Here is a 14,622-nt window from a genome sequence, read left to right on the forward strand (position 1 = left end):
TGGCCTCAGCTAATGGTGGTCAGGAACAGGGCTTCGGAGCGGTCGTGCGTGCCGATCTGGCGCACCCACAGGGAGGTGCCGGGGAATTCGGCGGCGAGTTGGCTGCGGTTGGCGGCGTCGAGGAGAAACGCAGGTTCTGCGGTTTCCCAGCTGGCGCTGGGTTTGTCCGGATCTCCCAGACCGACTTCGTACCGTTCGAACTGCTCGTTCAAGGGTACGTCGACCGCACCATCCCAGGTCCAGCTGCCGCGAGAGCGACGACGCCACGAAAGCGTCAGGCCCACGCCCTCGCGCGTTTCGACACGGGAATGGACCGGCATCAGCGGCTTGCGGCTACGGCCTGATGCAATGATCGGGGCAATCACGGGTTCGCTGTCGGCAAGCCCGATGGCAGCGATTGCCGGGCTATCGCCAATTTCGCCCGCCGCCATGGCGAGGGGCCTTTGATCGAGCAAGACGAAGTCCGCCCCCTGCGGCGTTCCTGCCATTGCGACAGGTTCGGTTCCCCCGCGACCGCGCAGTAGGCCGCCAATTCGCCAGTGTCCGCCGCCGAGGTCTTCGGCCTTGCAGAACTGAATGACCTCATTGCCGACCAGAGCCCGGTTGGCACCGTTGGCCACATTCTCCAGCGAGGCCGTGGCCAGCAGAAAGTCTGCCGAATCGAGCTTCACTTCGAGAGTGGCCAGCCGATCGACGAGACATGCCTGGCTGGGTGCAAGCGGCGAAGCCGTTACGCCGGTCACGCTGCGCCGCGTGCCGGTTCCGCCGATGGGGACGAGGCTGTCGTTGCGCTCTGCATAAAGCGTGGCCCCCGTCCAGCCGTCACTGGCGGAACTGGGAGCCGCGAAAATTTGTCGTTGGTCAGCCGAACCCTGGCCGTCCCACGGCAGTTCGAAAGCACGAAGCGTGGTGGGGGTAGCGACCTTGTCCCTCGGCGTTGCGGACACACCTGCATCGGTGGTCACATGCGCGCCGCGAAGGTAGGGCAGGCGCAACAATTCCAGTTCGAGGCCGTTCTCGCGCCATTCCCACGCCTCGATCCGCCAGGTCCCGCTTCGACCCGGCACCGAAACGATCTTTCCGGGCCCGATGGCAGGATCCAGTTGCGCGACGCGGTACGCGAGGCGCTCCTGCGACCAACCGGCGCGCTCTGCCGCGTCGTCGGCCAGCTTGCGCGCCTTTGCCGCGACAAGCGCTCCGGGAAATTCCAGTATCCTGTTGCGGCCTGCCTGCGCCTTGCCCCCGGCACGCTGCAGACCGGCCTGATAGTCGCGCTCCACGTCGTAATAGCGCAGGCCGGACGGGATTTCCGCCCCATCGGCGCGGGTCTGCCGGGCCCGGCCCGATGTGGCACCAAAGCCTTCGCGCGATAGGTCTACCGCGGCTTCGGGCAGCTGGATAACCGGCTGGGCCGAAGGGTGGCCATCGAAGAAAGCCAGCCGCGCTCCGCTGGCATCGCAGGCCAGCGGATAGAGCCAACCGACCGAATCGAGCACGGACTGGAGCGGCCCGCCGGTGTCCGAATAGCCCTGAAGGTCGGCAAGTGGACGGTCCACGCTGCTCTCGTCATCGGCAGGAGCCAGAATTGCCTGTAGCGACACCTCTCCGTCGTCCGCCACGATCTCAAACGTAAGGGCTGAAATGCGATTGCCGAAGTCGCCCAGTTGCAGGTCCTCGAACACGCAATAGGCGAGCCCCCGGAAAGCCGGGCATTGTGCGCCCCTGTCAGCGGCAATCAGCGGATCGGGCTGTTGGTCGCCATGCCCGGAATGGAAACGGAACGTGCCGCCCACTTTCAGGTCTCCCGCCGCACCGCGAAGCAGGTTGCCATCGGCCCAGATACGCCGGACCATGGTGATAGGCCTGCTCGCCAGGGCAACGGCAAACGAGGTGGAATAACTGTAGGTCGTGACCGAGGGACTGCCTTTGCCGCCGCCAGCTTCTTCGCTGCTTTCGACAAGGTCGGTTGCCCAGATGATCGAGCCGGGCGCGCGCATGGTGCCGAAATGGCGCGGAACCGCCGTGCCGTAGCTGGACGTAGTGACGCTGAGTTCCTGCAGGCGCGGGCCCTCGCGACCGGGCGAGCCGAACAGCGCGCCGTCGATCTGGCTGCCGAGCAGCGAGCCCAGCGCGCCGCCGAGCGGCCCGCCGATGGCGGTGCCGACGGCGGTAAGTACGAGAGTAGCCATGGGGTTTCCTTCAGTTCTCGATCAGGTTCCAGCGGGCCTGGACGGGCCAAGGCAACGGTGCAGGGCTTTCAACGACGCGGCCAAGGCCGGCATGGGCGTGCACGAGCAGGCCGGAGGGGCCGATGATCGCAAGGTGGTATTGCGCGGCAGATGGGCGCAGCAGGACGACGTCTCCGGGCGCTGGGTCGGCTCGGCTGGGTACGAGACCAACCTGGGGAAGCAATTCCAGGAAGCGGGCGCAGCTTGCATTGCGCATCGCGTAATGCGGCAGTGTCGGCGGAGTGCGACCGGCGCGGGCGAGTGCAGAAGCCACTAGGCCGATGCAGTCGAGCCCCGTTTGCGGATCGCGCCCGCGCAGCCGGAAAGGCGCGCCGACAAGTTCGCTGGCCGCGCGGGCCAGCGCCTGCGCCGCAGTCACGATGCGCTGGTGGGATAGCGGGTCAACAGGTCGTTGCCCGGCAGGAACGGCTCCCCCTGGAAATTGGCAGCATTGCCGAAGCGGCTGGCGCAGGTGCTCACCGTATGGTCGCACCCCTCCCGCAGGTACGCGCGCTGCCCGCTTTCCAGCAGGTTGGCAGCGATGGACTGGTCGAGGACCAGCGCGCCGCCCTGAACGTCGACCACGCGCATGGTGATGCCGGCATGGGCCCCGTCGATCCAGCGCACCTGTCCGTGGAGGAAAGCGGCTGCCGCGGCGCCAGCATCGAAGGTTATACTGTTGGCATCGGCATTCACGGCGGAGATCTTCGCGATGCGGGTGAATGACGCCGGGTTCAGCCTGCAGGCCGCATCGCAGAAGGCGGCGCGGCAGGTGGGGCTGGTGCGCGGTACGAAGTCCTGTTCCAGCGCGGCCTTGGCGGAGCGCAATTCAGCGGTGAAGCCGTGATCTTCGGCAGAGACATTGCCAAGCGTGCCCTGGAACAGGCTGGAATAGGAAAGGCTTTCCCAGTCGACCAGGCCAATCGTCACGCGGGCCTCGGCATAGCGGCCGTCCTCGAGATCTGACTCCGCGATTGCGTCATGAGCGAGGATGCCCTGCACCTCGACGCTGTCACGCTCCAGCCGCGCCGTGCGGCGAATGGCGGAAGGGAGCATGCCGGGTGCCGCAAGATGGGTGATTCCCTCGAACGTCAGGGGGCGATTGTGGCTGGTAAAGGCCAGCGTCACCCCGTCGCGGCGCATGATGCGCCAATATGTGGCAACGCCTTCCAGCTCGCTGGCGAAGAAGACCGCGCTCATATGTCCTCGCGCACTTCGATCAGCGGTACCGAGGGCGCTTCGCCCGCGGCAAAGGTCGAGCCGGAAATGTCCAGCCTGTCCTGCGCGAACCGCACGGGAACATCGAAGAGGAAGCCTGCCCGCACTTCGGCCCCTTCGGGTGGGGCATCGGTCAGCACCACGCGCCCGCCGGGTTGCAAAGTCCAGTCCGTCGTCTCGGCACCGTCCACGCTGACGCGGATTGTTTCGGCGCGGGGGCGGGTGATCGGGCGCACCTGCGGATCGTCGCCCGCACCATAGGATTTCGACAGGCGGAACGTCGCGGCAAGGCCATCGCCTATACCGATAAGCTGGTCAGTCGGCGTGGGGTTGCCAGTGAGGCCGTTGGAACTGAAGTCGAACGGGTCTGCCAGGCGGAAGCCGCGTGCTGGGCCGCGCCGGGCGCGGAAGAATTGCAGCAACACTCCCAACTCTGCTTCGGACCTGAGACCGGGCCCGACATCGTAATGCATGCGCGCATCGCCCCACTGGCTGTTGCGCCGCTCGAAACCGGATGCGGTGAGTGAAATCGAGGTGGAAAATTCGGGGCTGGCGGCCGTGTCGCGCCCTAGCGCCAGCGGATAGAGTACATCGTCGAAAGCTTGCAATTGGTCCTCCTGTGACTTGGGCAGGCGCACGTAACCGTCGCGCAGTACCTGGGGCATGGCCCACACGAACTGGCGCGCGACGCCGCGGGCGGCGGCTTCATCCACGCCGTCGTCGATCAGCTGCCAGAAACGCTCGGCATCGGCGGGGTCGAGCACGAAGCCGGAAAGGTAGTCCTGCAATTGGGTCGGGTAATTCAGGCGCTGCTGCACTTCGGCGTAGGCCTTCAGCCGCCGCGCTTCTGCACGGCCTGTCAGCCAGTCGTAGTCCTCGAGTTGAAGCCGGTCATAGGCGGGGTAGGCCCAATCGGTTGGCATGTTGGCGCGGCGCAACTCGGGCCATTTCGGATCGAGCACGGTGGGCGTGAACACCAGCAGGTAGACCTGCGCATCGCCGCCCGCAGCCCCTTGCACGGTATCGCGTAGCGTCCTTGTGGCCGAAGCCAGGCGCCCTCCCGCCCAGTCGAGGTGGGCGAGCTGCTCTGCGCTCAGCGGCACGGTCAGGTCCGGGATCTCGGGTGCATCGGGGAAGAACCGCCGCACGTTTTCGTCGTAGACACACAACTTGCCGTCGGGCGTCACCCACCACCACGGCTCGCCAATCTGGAAATGCACCGGCAAGCCTGCTGCCATGACTTGCTCGACCAGAGTCGCCGCAGTCCGGCGCAGGAAATACATGGCGCTTCCCGACAGCGGAGATAGCAGCGTCGAAGGCGGATCCCATCCGGTCAATGCCAGTTCGCCCTCGTAGGTGCGTTGGCCCCACTCGGGAGGGCAATGCGCGGCGAACAGTTCGAACGAGAGAGAGACGATAGGCTGGAAGCCAAATTCCACGCAGCGGGCGAAGAAATCCTCGTGCCAGGCAATGCACGGCTGGCAAAGTTCGCCGCCGGGCTCGGCCTGCAGGCCCCCCGGTTTGCGGGCGAGCCGGTAGTAGTGGCTCATGCCTACATAATGGACCAGCGCATCGCGGTAGCCCATCTGCATGATTGCGCGCATCATCCGCGCCGGAGTCAGGTTGTAGCTGTCGTCGTAGGCCGTACACATGCCCAGGCCATGCGGTGGCACGATCACATCGCCTATCGTCAGCATGGCGCGGTCGCCGTCGCAGTGTATCTGCGTCAGTTCGACCCAGCCGTTGGCGCGCGCCGGCAGCAGGCCCGTGGCCTCCGGGTCAAATGCGGGAGCGACCAGCGAGATGAACATCCGGTCGATCCCCGCAGGCTGCACTGCCGCTCCGTCAGCCTGCCAGCCTTCCCGCAATTCCGAGAATGGCAGCGTGACCGTTGCATCCTGTGCGGTGCCGACAGCATAGTTCCACAGCCGCACATACCAGCTGCGCGCGTTGCCCGAAGCGTCGCGGCCCTCGATTGTAAGGGTAGGGCCATGCACCGCATCCAGCGGCAGCACCCCTTCGCTGCGCCAGCGAAACGACAGCGTCGTGCGCGAATAATCCCGGTCGGTATCGTAGGACAGAAGCGGGTGGTCGAACCGGTCCTCGCTTTCCCAGATCAGCCCCACCAACCCATTGCCAAGTTGCAGTTCGAGGTCGACACGTAGCGAGTCCGGCCCGGTCGTGACGACCGAGGCCATGTCCCCGCGCGGGAAGTCGATGGTCCAGAAACGCGGATCGAAACGCTGGACATAATCGGTGTCCTGCCCGGTGCGTGTCCGGGCGAGCCAGTAGGCCATCTCGGGTCTCCCTCAACCTTCCCGCATCGCGCGGGCGACCGCGCTGGCAACCTGGCGGGATGAACGCTGCAACATCACCGGCGCGTCGGTGCCGCGCGGCGCAGAAAGGTTGATCGATACGCGCACATCTCTCGATCCACCGGGCTGCGAGAGCCCCGCTTCGACCCGGCCCGCGCTGGTAGGCACGAATAGTTCCGGCCCACGCTCGCCCACAAGGTAAGCGCTGCCGGGTGCCACAGGTCCGCCGGTGGCACGCCCCGGCAAACCGAAGACCGAACCGATCACGCCGTTGAGCAGCGAGCCGAGGCCGCTGGCTCCGCCTTCCCTGCCGTTGCCGAACAGATGCGCGATGCCCGACTGCACGGCCTGTGCGGCAATCTGGTTCAGCGCATCGAAGGCCACGTCCTTCAGTTCGTCGAAGCCCAGCTTGCCGCGCCGGATGGCGGACAGCAGCCCGCGCTCCAGCACGTTGCCTGCACGGGAAAAGCCATCGAGTAGCGAGGTGTCGAGGCTGGTGCGCATCGATTCCACATCGGCGCGAAAGCCGCTGGTGCTGGCGCGCACGTCGACCATCAGGGTTTCCACGGTGTCATCCATTGCTGTCTTGCTCCAGGAGACGGTCGAGGTCGGCGCGGCTCATGCCGTCCGCCTGGCCATCGGGGGTTTCGAAAATGCTGGCGAACTCGCGCGGCGTGGTTTGCCAGAACCAGTGCGGCGGCCAGCCGAAGAGGCGTGCGGCCACACCAGCAAGGCGGCGGGCATGGTCGCCAAAGCGCTTCCGCTCGTCCTGAGCCTGTCGAAGGGTCATGTCCGGCCTTGCAGGATTTGCTTTAGCAGTTCGCGTAAAGGTGCAGACGCGCCGGCGAGGCCCAGGGCCATCACCGCTTCGCCCACTGCCTCGCGCGGCACGCGCTCGCGCTCTGCGCAGCAATGCCAGAACAGACCGGCGATTTCCGCCAGCCGAAGCTGCCCTTCGCTGGCCCGTTCGACCAGGGCGAACAGCGGGCCGAGTTCCTCTTCTGCGGCAACAAGCGCGCTGAAAGTGGGGCGCAGCACACGCACCTGCCCAGCGACGACCAGCGCGGTCTCGCCGCGTTCGGGATTGGCTGGATCGATCATGCCGGGACCACGGCCCCCGAGCTTTCCAGCTGCAGCGTGTAATTGCGCTCGCCGTTGAAATCGCCGGCGTAATCGAGCCGCTGGACCAGGAAGCGACCGCGCAGCTTTGCACCGTCCTCGAAGGACAGTTCGAAATCCTCGATCGTACCGGCCAGGGCATGGGCGCGGATGGCCGCCTCTGCATCGCTGCCAAGGAATATGCCTGCCGCGCTGACCGAAACGGAGCGCGTGCCAGCGCCCGAGAGCAAGTCGCGCCAGCCGCCGGACTGCTTGTGAGTCACCACCACGGCATCCCCGTTGATGGACATTTGCGTGGTGCGAAGACCGGCGACGGTTTCGTAGGTGGGGGGCTGGGCGCCGTCTCCGATCTTGAGGAGGAAGGCGCTGCCTTTCTGTGCTGTCATGGATGGTTCTCCGGTATGGGGGTCAGGCTTCGAGGATGCGGAAGCGGTATTCGATCAGCACCGCGCGCGTGTTGCGCGGACGCTGTTCGGCGCGGGCGCGCAGGAAGGTGGTGCTGGCGATCGAGAGGCCTGGATACTGACACGGCAGGCTCTCGATCCGCTCCTCCACCTGCGCTGCAATGGCGGATGTTTCCGCCGCGCCATCGCCGCGCGTCTGCAATTCCAGCGCCACGCGAACCTCGCGCCCGCGCCGGGTCTTCGTGCTCCAGTCGGTGCTGGCGCTGGCGGCGATGCCCAGCCACGGCAGGCTTGCGCGCGAGGGCGCTTCCTCGGCCACATCGTTCAGCGTGGTGGAGAGCGCCGGGTCGCTGGCCAGCCAGTCCAGCAGGATCGTGCGAAACAGGCTTTCCATCTATCGGGGCTCCTGTGTGGTGTCGGGCCAGAGCAGGCGCGCATCGCGCCAGCGCCACGGATCGCGTCGCTTCTCTCGCAGGGTGTTTTCTGCGCGCGCCTCGGCAGCGATGTGGGCGCGATTGGCCAGTCGGCGGGCGAGGGCGGCAAAACCGCTCGTGGTTGCCTCGATCATGCCAGCCGCATCCGTCGCCAGGGTTGCCAGAGCGCAGCGACAGCGCGCGGAGGGGCGTGGTTCGCCTCGCCGGAATCGCGATCCCTGTACTGGTGCGCGGCCAGGCGGATAATGCCGTGGCGCAGGCCTTCGGGCAGGCTTGCCCAGTCCGGCGAAAGCCCGGCATCGAAGCGCACGATGATGCGGCTTTCGGCAATCGTTCGCGTCAGCCGAACGCGGCCGCATCCCTCTGCCGTGATGTCGATAAGGCATCCGTCCACCGGCAGCGCGCTGAGCGTTCCGTTGGCGGTCAGCCGTTCGACGCCGGTGATGGCAATGACCGGAGAGGCGGCGATGCCCTGCCAGTCATGGGTGGCGCGCAGCACTTCCTCGCATCCTGCTTCCAGCGGCATCAGCCCTGTAAAGGCCTCGCAAGTGTCGAGAGCCGCGCGCAGCAAGGCGGTGAGTGATGCATCGTCGCGATTGGTGGTTATCGCGAGCCAGTCTTTCAGCTCGGCAAGCGCCGCGTCCGCCAGAACGGGCGGCACGATCATAGCTCGCTTCATGTGTATTGATCCTTTTTGTGTTTCGATTGCGCCTCCGCGCAATCGTCCTCGCTAGATGCGCTTCCCCCGGATCAAGTCCGGGGTGCGCGCCCGCTGCGGGCGGCCGTTCGGCCTTGCGGCCTGCTAGTCGCAGACCGGGCAATTTCCGGCTTTGGCGGATCGTGCGGGACACGGGCGCGAAGCGGCCGCAAGCGCGAACGCGCGCCCGAGCCAATGCGAGGAAAGCCAAGGGGCGCGGAGGCGCCCCGCCCGGCGCTTGAGGGACTAAAGCAAGAATGCCCGCCCGCCGGAGGGGGAAGGGAGTATCTCAACGGCGAGCGGGCATGAAACGGGCGGCGGCATGTTCCTCGCCGCCCGCTGGTCGAAGCGTCAGATGGCGCGCGCTTACGCTTCGATTTTCAGCAGCTTGATGGCCGAGCTGTCCAGCACCTGCCCGCCGACGCGCTTCGTCGCGTAGAAGTGGACGAAGGGCTTGTTGGTGAACGGATCGCGCAGGATCTGCGTGGCGCTGCGTTCGGCGATGATATAGCCGGCCTTGAAGTTGCCGAAGGCGATGGGGAAGGTGCCGCCTGCCACGTCCGGCATGTCCTCGGCCTCGATCACCGGATAGCCCAACAGGCGATCCGGCTGGCCTTCCACTAGGCCCGGCTGCCACAGGAACGCGCCGTCGGTGGTCTTCAGCTTGCGCACGTGGGAGAGCGTGGCCGAGTTCATCACCCAGCTTGCGCCCTGGCGGTGCCCGGCTTTCATCGTGTGAACGAGGTCGATCAGGCGGCCTTCGGGGTTGGCGTCGAAGCCGTCCGCATCGCCCGAGCCGATGTACTGCACCGAGCCGAACGGACGCACCGCGTCACCCGCCATGCTGGTGGGCGAGGCGAGGAAGCCGCGCGGCTGGTCCACGCCCGAGCCATTGACGAAAGCAGCACCCTCGGCGCGAGCGAATTCCATCGCCACTTCGCTGGCGAGCCAGCCTTCAAGGTCGAACGCGGCATCGTCCAGCATGGACTGGCTGGCGGCGGGATTGGCGTAGAGCTCACCCGTGGGCGGCGCGATCTCGGCAAAGTTCGGCGCATCGGTTTCCGGACGCGGCGCGGTTTCTCCGACCCAGCCCGAGGCGGTGCCGCCGGTGGTGACGAGCTTGCGATAACCGGCAGAGCCGACCTGCACCACCTGCGCGATCTGGCGGATGGGGGAGATTTCCTTGAGCTCGCTGGCAATCATCGCGTCGATCTCACGCGGGACGGCATAGCCGCCATCCGCCGGGCTGGAGCCGGACATCGACTTCACTTCGGTTTCCCGGCCACGGCGCAGGTAGCCATCGACGAAGCCTTTCACTTCGGCGCTGGGTTCCTGTCCTGCGGCAGAGCCGATGGCGGGACGCACAGCAGCCTTTCCGATCTTGTCGATGCGGGCCTTCACTTCGTCGACATCAGAACGCAGCACCTTGATCGCCTCGTCCGCCTTGTCCTGGCGGGCGACGATGTCGAAGCTGTCGTTGAGAGTGTCGGTGTTGAGAGGGGTTTCGATCTGGATATCCATGTATTTCCTTTCGGTGGGGGGAGGGTTTGGCGGCGTCCGGGCGCGAAGCGACCGCAAGCGCGGATGCGCGCCTGCAGCCGCCCCGGAGCGGAGGGGAGAGGTTCAGGCGAGGAAAGCCTAAGGGCCCCGATGGGCCTGCCGGCGCTCGAGGCTAAACAAACAGATGCACTCGTGCATTGGGTTGCAGGGGGTGGGTGACGAGGCTGACTTCGAACAGGTCGATGTCCTCCAGCACGCGTCCGGCTGGCCCGCGGCGGTATCCACGGGCGCGGTAGCCGAAGCTGAGCCCGTTGGTGCGGCGAGCGAGCAGCTCCTGACTTGCCCGGCTGGCGGGATTGTCGATGCGGGCGATCACCCTGAGGCCGCGATCGTCTTCCTGCGCCAGTTCGACCGTGCCGATCGGCTGGTCCGAATTGTGCTGCCAGTACAGCGGCAAAGGCTCCTTCCGCGCAGCCAGCGTGCGGGCGAAAGCGCCTTTGACGATGGTGTCCCTCGCGCTGTCGGCAATGTCGAACAGGGCGGCGTACCCTGCGATACGCGTCACCGCAGCAGCTCCGGCACGCCGATGCGCACGGCAATGCCAATCAGCAGCAGCGCCATCAGGCCGCGCACGCACCACTCGATCACCGCCTTTGAAGCGCTGGCCTTCGCCGCGCGCCAGGCGCTCAGCAGGTCACGCAGTTCGTCGAGATCGTCGTGCGCGCCCTCGTCATCGAGGCCGAGCTTGTCGAGCACGCGTTCCGCGCCCAGTTCGCTCGACTCTTCCACGATGGCGCGCAGCGTCACCAGGTCCGCGCCGGTATCGATTGCCTGGGCTACCAGCCCGGCGAGCATGTCTTGTCGGTTCATGTGTTGTCTCCTGATGGAGCGAGGCCCAGCATCGCGCGCTTCTCGTCAGCGGTAAGGAAATCGGCGCCGCTCACCTGCGCCCACAGCTTCTCACGGTCTTCCGCAAGCGCAGGCACACGGTCGAGATCGACCGAGAGCGACAGGTCTGGGAACCACGGCGAGAGGCCTTGCGAGAGGCCATCGAGGATCTTGCCAGCAAGCGGCAGCAGGGTGAGCCGCCACAGCGCGCGGTTGGCCTCGCGGTAATTGGAATAGGTGTTGTCGCCCGGCAGGCCGAGCAGCATGGGCGGCACGCCAAACGCGAGCGCAATGTCGCGCGCGGCGGCCGCTTTCAGCTCGGCAAAGTCCATGTCGGCGGGCGAGAGCGAGAGGCTCTGCCACCTCAGCCCGCCCTCCAGCAGCATCGGTCGCCCGGCATTGCCGCCACCCTGGTAGGCGCTGGAAAGCTCTGCCTTCAGCCTGTCGAACTGGTCGGAGGTGAGGCCCGCGGTGTCGCTGCCGTTGTCATAGACCAGCGCGCCACTGGGCCGCGCCGCGTTTTCCAGCAGGGCAAGGTTCCAGCGCGCGGCCTCGTTGTGGATCGCCACCGCCTGCTCCGCCGCCGAGAGGCAGCCCGCGCCGTAATGATCGTCCGCCGGATGAAAGGCTTTCAGGTGGATGAGGCAGGGCCAGCCATCCTCGTCCTCTAGCGGAATGTCGCGAACCGCATCGCCCACGCGGTAGCGATAGGCGACGGGCCAGCCATCCTCGCCCTGCACGACCGAAACCCGCTCGGGCCGCAAGGCGAACAGCGAGGCGGGGCGATTGCCCGCGCCTTTGCCGATCTGCACGAAGGCATTGCCGTGAAGCAGCAGGTGCGCTGCGAGCGTTTCCATCAGCGATCCGCCATCCTGTGCGGCGCGCAGCATCGCGGCGATCTGCGGAGCAGTGTCGGAGAGGGGCGCATTGCCCACCCCCTCCGCCACGATCCGCACGGCCCGCTGGGCGACGGGATTGTCGAGGAAGGCATGGCGCACGGCGGAGCGGTATTCGAACGGCTGGCGGGCACCGCCGCGCTCGTGCGTCCACCCCCAGGCGGAATGAAACCCGCGCCCGATAGGCACGGCTGTTGCTCCGCCGCCGCCCTTGAAGGCGGCGCGGAGGCTGTGGATGAAAGACATGGGTTTTCCTTCGTCTTGCCGTCTTGCGGTCGGGCGGCCACAAGAGCGGGATGGGAATTTTCGAGTATTTCAAAGGCCGCAGGATTCGACTTGAGTCGCCCCTAAGTCCGGACGAAGTTGCGAAAAGGATAAACCGGGCAAGCGGCTCGCGCTTCAACCTCTTCAGCAGAGGGATTAAGGGCGGGGTCCTTAGACATCACATGAACCTGTTCGATCAGGGCACATGGCCTTTCAGCTATAATGCGAGCCCGGTTTTGGTCGGAAGGCTTATGGACAAGGATGGCGGGTGCGCGATCGACGCGAAATTCAGGGCCCCGGTCTGGGTCTATGGGTTCTATATCATGTGGTATTTGATCGTGACGCTGTTCGTTTTGATCGCCGTTGCGCTGGTTCTTGAAGGCAGAATGACCACAGAAGGGTGGATCATATTTCCTGCCATGGCCTTCTTCTCCATTGCTCCCGTAGGGTTGCATTATCTCTTCGTTAGAGGTGAGCAATCGCTGGAAGGCATTTTGCAGATGCTTACAGATGAGGGCTCGTTAATTCGGATCGAGTAACTTTATAGCGCCCGAACAGCAGGCTCACCCCTTCTTCCCAGCATCAGCTCGGTCATCGCCCACACCAGCGCGTCCGCCCTGTCCGGCGATCTCCCCGGTCCTTGGTAGCCGCCGCCGGCCATTACGCAGCACAGTTCGTCTTCCAGCAGCGGGAAGGTGCCGATGTGGTTCACGCGGCCTGCTTCGTAGAGCGCGGCGACGGGTTCGGCCCGCGCGCTCTTGCCGGTGCTGGCGTGGACCAGTTTCAGCGGCATCTGGCAGTCGGCGGCGCGCAGCACGCTTTCCACCATCGCGCCGCCCTGGTTGGCTTCGGCCACCACGCGGTCGGCCTTCCACACCATTGCGGCAGAGGCGACCGCGCGGGCCCAGCGTTCGGGGCTGGGGCGCTCCACGCTGGCATCGGCCAGCACCTTGGCCTGTCCGCTCTCGGTTAAAGCGCAAACCACTATCCCGCAGGCATCGCCGCGCGCGCTGGCGGGCGGGTCGACGCCGATCACGGTGCGCATGCGCTGCTCAAGGCACAAATCCTGGCGGCACCTCTCCAGCATGGAGCGGGACCACAATGCGCCCTCGACATCGGCCAGCAGTTCGCCGTTCAGCTCCTGGCGCCCCAGGGCGGTGGAGCCGTATTGCCGCTTCATCGCGCGGATGAAGTCGGCGGGCAGGTGCTCCGCATTGTGATAGGTGCTGCCGCGCGTCACCGCGACATCGGGGTCGGTCCCGTCGCCCACCAGCCTACGCATCAGCGGCACGGCGCGCGGGGTGGTGGTGGCGAGCACTTGCGGGCGCTCTCCCAACCGCAGACCCATCTGCAGATTATCCCAGCAAGTCATGGCGCGTTCCGAAGAATTATCCCATTTGGCGATTTCATCGCACCAGGCGTGGCTGTGCTGCGGCCCTCGCAATGATTCGGGTTCAAGCGCCGAATATAGCGTCGCCTGCGCGCCATTCGGCCAGGTCAGCCGCCGCAGGGACGGTTCGAAAACTGGCCCGTCGTCACCCGTGTGGCAAGCGAGCAGGCCGCTCTCGCCTTCCACCATCACGCTGCGCGCCTCTCCGATGGATCGGGCGACCAGTGCGATGCGGGCGAAGGGGTCCTCCTCCGCGATGTGGCGCACCCATTCCGCCCCGGCGCGCGTCTTGCCGAAACCGCGCCCGGCGCAGATCAGCCAGACGCGCCAATTGCTTTCTGGCGGCAGCTGTTCGCTGCGGGCCCAGAACGGCCAGTAAGCCTCCAGCGTTTCCTTCTCGTCTTCCGGCAAGTGCCGCAGCAGCCTGTGCCGGTCACTGTCTTCCATATTGAAGACGAAGCGGCCCCGCTCAATCGCGTCCATCGGGCAACGGCAGGGTCATGCCGTCCTCCGCCAGCAGCTTCTCCGCCGCCGCCTTGCGTTCTCGCATCAGGTCGATCTTGGCATTGAGGCGCGCCAGCACGTCGCCCCTGTTCTGCTTGCTGCGCCGGGCCTTTTCGCGCGCGGCACTTTCCTTGTGCGCGGCCAGCAGGCGCAGGGCGTTGGCCACGTCCATCTTGTAGCCCGGATCGGGATCGCGCAGGTAACCCAGCACTTCCATTTCCAGGTTGGTGTAGCCTTCATACAGCGCGGCTTCCCACTTCGCGGCAAAAGCAGTGTCGCTGGCGCGCTTGGAATAAACCGTGGAGAGGGGCACGTTCGCCTGCGATGCGGACAGGCGAATGTTGGACGTTTCGGCAAGCAGTTCGAGGAAGTGGCGCTGCCACTTGCCATCGTTGCTGTTCGTGGCGGGCACTTCATCCACCCGCACCACGCCTTCGTGCAGGGCGGTTTTCCATGCTTGCGCGAAGATGTGGTTGCGGTCTTTCTGCGTATAGACCGCCCGTTTGGAAACACCGCTGGCGGCGACTGCCGACGTGATGGTGCGCGTTTCGGCCAGCGTTTCCAGAAACGCCGGTATCCATTTCGGTCCGGGTATGGCGATATCGCTCACATGCCCCTCCGTTGGTTCTGCCTGTTGAATCCTGCGCGATGCCGGGCCCGGCCACGAAAAAGGGCGGCTCCCGTAACGGGACCGCCCTCGAAGTGCCTCAGCCCGGTGGTGCGGGCCGACTCGGTTTATCGCGATGTTCCGTTTCTCTAACCAAA

General features: G+C 65.9%; 18 protein-coding genes. 1 reads left to right on the forward strand and 17 read right to left on the reverse strand.

The annotated features are described in order from the left end of the window. Positions 1-5: 5 nt before the first annotated feature. The 15 genes from D2V07_RS08195 to D2V07_RS08260 form a co-directional block, all read right to left on the reverse strand. Complete coding sequence (locus tag D2V07_RS08195) at positions 6-2,189, reverse strand: phage tail protein (RefSeq protein ID WP_119586487.1); 2,184 nt, start codon at positions 2,187-2,189, stop codon at positions 6-8. A gap of 10 nt (positions 2,190-2,199) precedes the next feature. Beyond that, positions 2,200-2,607 (reverse strand): NlpC/P60 family protein, encoded by a 408-nt coding sequence (locus D2V07_RS08200; RefSeq protein WP_199698754.1) that lies wholly within the window; start codon positions 2,605-2,607, stop codon positions 2,200-2,202. Then, positions 2,604-3,428, reverse strand: coding sequence for a DUF2163 domain-containing protein (locus D2V07_RS08205; RefSeq protein WP_119586488.1), 825 nt, complete (start codon positions 3,426-3,428; stop codon positions 2,604-2,606). The genes D2V07_RS08200 and D2V07_RS08205 overlap by 4 nt, the downstream gene beginning before the upstream one ends. After that, positions 3,425-5,743 carry a DUF2460 domain-containing protein gene (locus D2V07_RS08210; protein WP_119586489.1) on the reverse strand — a complete coding sequence of 773 codons (2,319 nt, stop codon included), beginning with the start codon at positions 5,741-5,743 and terminating at the stop codon, positions 3,425-3,427. Before D2V07_RS08210 ends, D2V07_RS08205 begins: the two co-directional genes overlap by 4 nt. Before the next feature lie 12 nt (positions 5,744-5,755). Further along, the gene (locus tag D2V07_RS08215) at positions 5,756-6,340 is read right to left on the reverse strand and encodes a tail tape measure protein (protein WP_119586490.1); all 585 of its coding nucleotides are present in this window, start codon (positions 6,338-6,340) and stop codon (positions 5,756-5,758) included. Continuing rightward, a complete protein-coding gene (locus D2V07_RS08220) occupies positions 6,333-6,551 on the reverse strand; it encodes a phage tail assembly chaperone (RefSeq protein ID WP_119586491.1) in 219 nt (72 codons plus the stop codon). The genes D2V07_RS08215 and D2V07_RS08220 overlap by 8 nt, the downstream gene beginning before the upstream one ends. Next, the gene (locus D2V07_RS08225; protein WP_119586492.1) at positions 6,548-6,862 is read right to left on the reverse strand and encodes a gene transfer agent family protein; all 315 of its coding nucleotides are present in this window, start codon (positions 6,860-6,862) and stop codon (positions 6,548-6,550) included. The genes D2V07_RS08220 and D2V07_RS08225 overlap by 4 nt, the downstream gene beginning before the upstream one ends. Next, the gene (locus D2V07_RS08230; RefSeq protein ID WP_119586493.1) at positions 6,859-7,266 is read right to left on the reverse strand and encodes a phage major tail protein, TP901-1 family; all 408 of its coding nucleotides are present in this window, start codon (positions 7,264-7,266) and stop codon (positions 6,859-6,861) included. Before D2V07_RS08230 ends, D2V07_RS08225 begins: the two co-directional genes overlap by 4 nt. Positions 7,267-7,288: 22 nt before the next feature. Beyond that, a complete protein-coding gene (locus D2V07_RS08235; RefSeq protein WP_119586494.1) occupies positions 7,289-7,678 on the reverse strand; it encodes a DUF3168 domain-containing protein in 390 nt (129 codons plus the stop codon). Beyond that, a complete protein-coding gene (locus D2V07_RS18550) occupies positions 7,679-7,852 on the reverse strand; it encodes a hypothetical protein (RefSeq protein ID WP_158586784.1) in 174 nt (57 codons plus the stop codon). After that, positions 7,849-8,397 (reverse strand): head-tail connector protein, encoded by a 549-nt coding sequence (locus D2V07_RS08240; RefSeq protein ID WP_119586495.1) that lies wholly within the window; start codon positions 8,395-8,397, stop codon positions 7,849-7,851. Before D2V07_RS08240 ends, D2V07_RS18550 begins: the two co-directional genes overlap by 4 nt. Positions 8,398-8,781: 384 nt before the next feature. After that, complete coding sequence (locus tag D2V07_RS08245; RefSeq protein WP_119586496.1) at positions 8,782-9,936, reverse strand: phage major capsid protein; 1,155 nt, start codon at positions 9,934-9,936, stop codon at positions 8,782-8,784. A gap of 151 nt (positions 9,937-10,087) precedes the next feature. Further along, entirely contained in the window at positions 10,088-10,480 is a 393-nt protein-coding gene (locus tag D2V07_RS08250) for an HK97 family phage prohead protease (protein ID WP_119586497.1), read from the reverse strand. Further along, the gene (locus D2V07_RS08255; RefSeq protein ID WP_119586498.1) at positions 10,477-10,785 is read right to left on the reverse strand and encodes a DUF6127 family protein; all 309 of its coding nucleotides are present in this window, start codon (positions 10,783-10,785) and stop codon (positions 10,477-10,479) included. Before D2V07_RS08255 ends, D2V07_RS08250 begins: the two co-directional genes overlap by 4 nt. Next, on the reverse strand, positions 10,782-11,945 hold the full coding sequence (locus D2V07_RS08260) for a phage portal protein (RefSeq protein ID WP_119586499.1): 1,164 nt from the start codon (positions 11,943-11,945) through the stop codon (positions 10,782-10,784). The genes D2V07_RS08255 and D2V07_RS08260 overlap by 4 nt, the downstream gene beginning before the upstream one ends. Before the next feature lie 50 nt (positions 11,946-11,995). On the opposite strand from D2V07_RS08260, the gene D2V07_RS08265 reads away from it, so the two are divergent. Continuing rightward, entirely contained in the window at positions 11,996-12,502 is a 507-nt protein-coding gene (locus D2V07_RS08265; protein WP_119586500.1) for a hypothetical protein, read from the forward strand. Between the two features lie 2 nt (positions 12,503-12,504). Here D2V07_RS08265 and D2V07_RS08270 read toward each other — a convergent pair whose 3' ends face one another. Together D2V07_RS08270 and D2V07_RS08275 are read right to left on the reverse strand one after the other, a co-directional pair. Beyond that, entirely contained in the window at positions 12,505-13,836 is a 1,332-nt protein-coding gene (locus tag D2V07_RS08270) for a DNA-packaging protein (RefSeq protein ID WP_119586501.1), read from the reverse strand. After that, complete coding sequence (locus tag D2V07_RS08275; RefSeq protein ID WP_119586502.1) at positions 13,823-14,467, reverse strand: hypothetical protein; 645 nt, start codon at positions 14,465-14,467, stop codon at positions 13,823-13,825. The genes D2V07_RS08270 and D2V07_RS08275 overlap by 14 nt, the downstream gene beginning before the upstream one ends. Positions 14,468-14,622: the final 155 nt, after the last annotated feature.

The organism is Aurantiacibacter zhengii, from assembly GCF_003584125.1.
Lineage (GTDB): Bacteria > Pseudomonadota > Alphaproteobacteria > Sphingomonadales > Sphingomonadaceae > Alteraurantiacibacter > Alteraurantiacibacter zhengii.

What these genes read in the sequence shown, in the direction of transcription:
- D2V07_RS08195 (WP_119586487.1), bottom strand. Translation starts at nt 2,189, where the DNA reads ATGGCTACTCTCGTACTTACCGCCGTCGGCACCGCCATCGGCGGGCCG.
- D2V07_RS08205 (WP_119586488.1), bottom strand. Translation starts at nt 3,428, where the DNA reads ATGAGCGCGGTCTTCTTCGCCAGCGAGCTGGAAGGCGTTGCCACATAT.
- D2V07_RS08210 (WP_119586489.1), bottom strand. Translation starts at nt 5,743, where the DNA reads ATGGCCTACTGGCTCGCCCGGACACGCACCGGGCAGGACACCGATTAT.
- D2V07_RS08215 (WP_119586490.1), bottom strand. Translation starts at nt 6,340, where the DNA reads ATGGATGACACCGTGGAAACCCTGATGGTCGACGTGCGCGCCAGCACC.
- D2V07_RS08220 (WP_119586491.1), bottom strand. Translation starts at nt 6,551, where the DNA reads ATGACCCTTCGACAGGCTCAGGACGAGCGGAAGCGCTTTGGCGACCAT.
- D2V07_RS08225 (WP_119586492.1), bottom strand. Translation starts at nt 6,862, where the DNA reads ATGATCGATCCAGCCAATCCCGAACGCGGCGAGACCGCGCTGGTCGTC.
- D2V07_RS08230 (WP_119586493.1), bottom strand. Translation starts at nt 7,266, where the DNA reads ATGACAGCACAGAAAGGCAGCGCCTTCCTCCTCAAGATCGGAGACGGC.
- D2V07_RS08235 (WP_119586494.1), bottom strand. Translation starts at nt 7,678, where the DNA reads ATGGAAAGCCTGTTTCGCACGATCCTGCTGGACTGGCTGGCCAGCGAC.
- D2V07_RS18550 (WP_158586784.1), bottom strand. Translation starts at nt 7,852, where the DNA reads ATGATCGAGGCAACCACGAGCGGTTTTGCCGCCCTCGCCCGCCGACTG.
- D2V07_RS08240 (WP_119586495.1), bottom strand. Translation starts at nt 8,397, where the DNA reads ATGAAGCGAGCTATGATCGTGCCGCCCGTTCTGGCGGACGCGGCGCTT.
- D2V07_RS08245 (WP_119586496.1), bottom strand. Translation starts at nt 9,936, where the DNA reads ATGGATATCCAGATCGAAACCCCTCTCAACACCGACACTCTCAACGAC.
- D2V07_RS08255 (WP_119586498.1), bottom strand. Translation starts at nt 10,785, where the DNA reads ATGAACCGACAAGACATGCTCGCCGGGCTGGTAGCCCAGGCAATCGAT.
- D2V07_RS08260 (WP_119586499.1), bottom strand. Translation starts at nt 11,945, where the DNA reads ATGTCTTTCATCCACAGCCTCCGCGCCGCCTTCAAGGGCGGCGGCGGA.
- D2V07_RS08265 (WP_119586500.1), top strand. Translation starts at nt 11,996, where the DNA reads ATGGGAATTTTCGAGTATTTCAAAGGCCGCAGGATTCGACTTGAGTCG.
- D2V07_RS08270 (WP_119586501.1), bottom strand. Translation starts at nt 13,836, where the DNA reads ATGGACGCGATTGAGCGGGGCCGCTTCGTCTTCAATATGGAAGACAGT.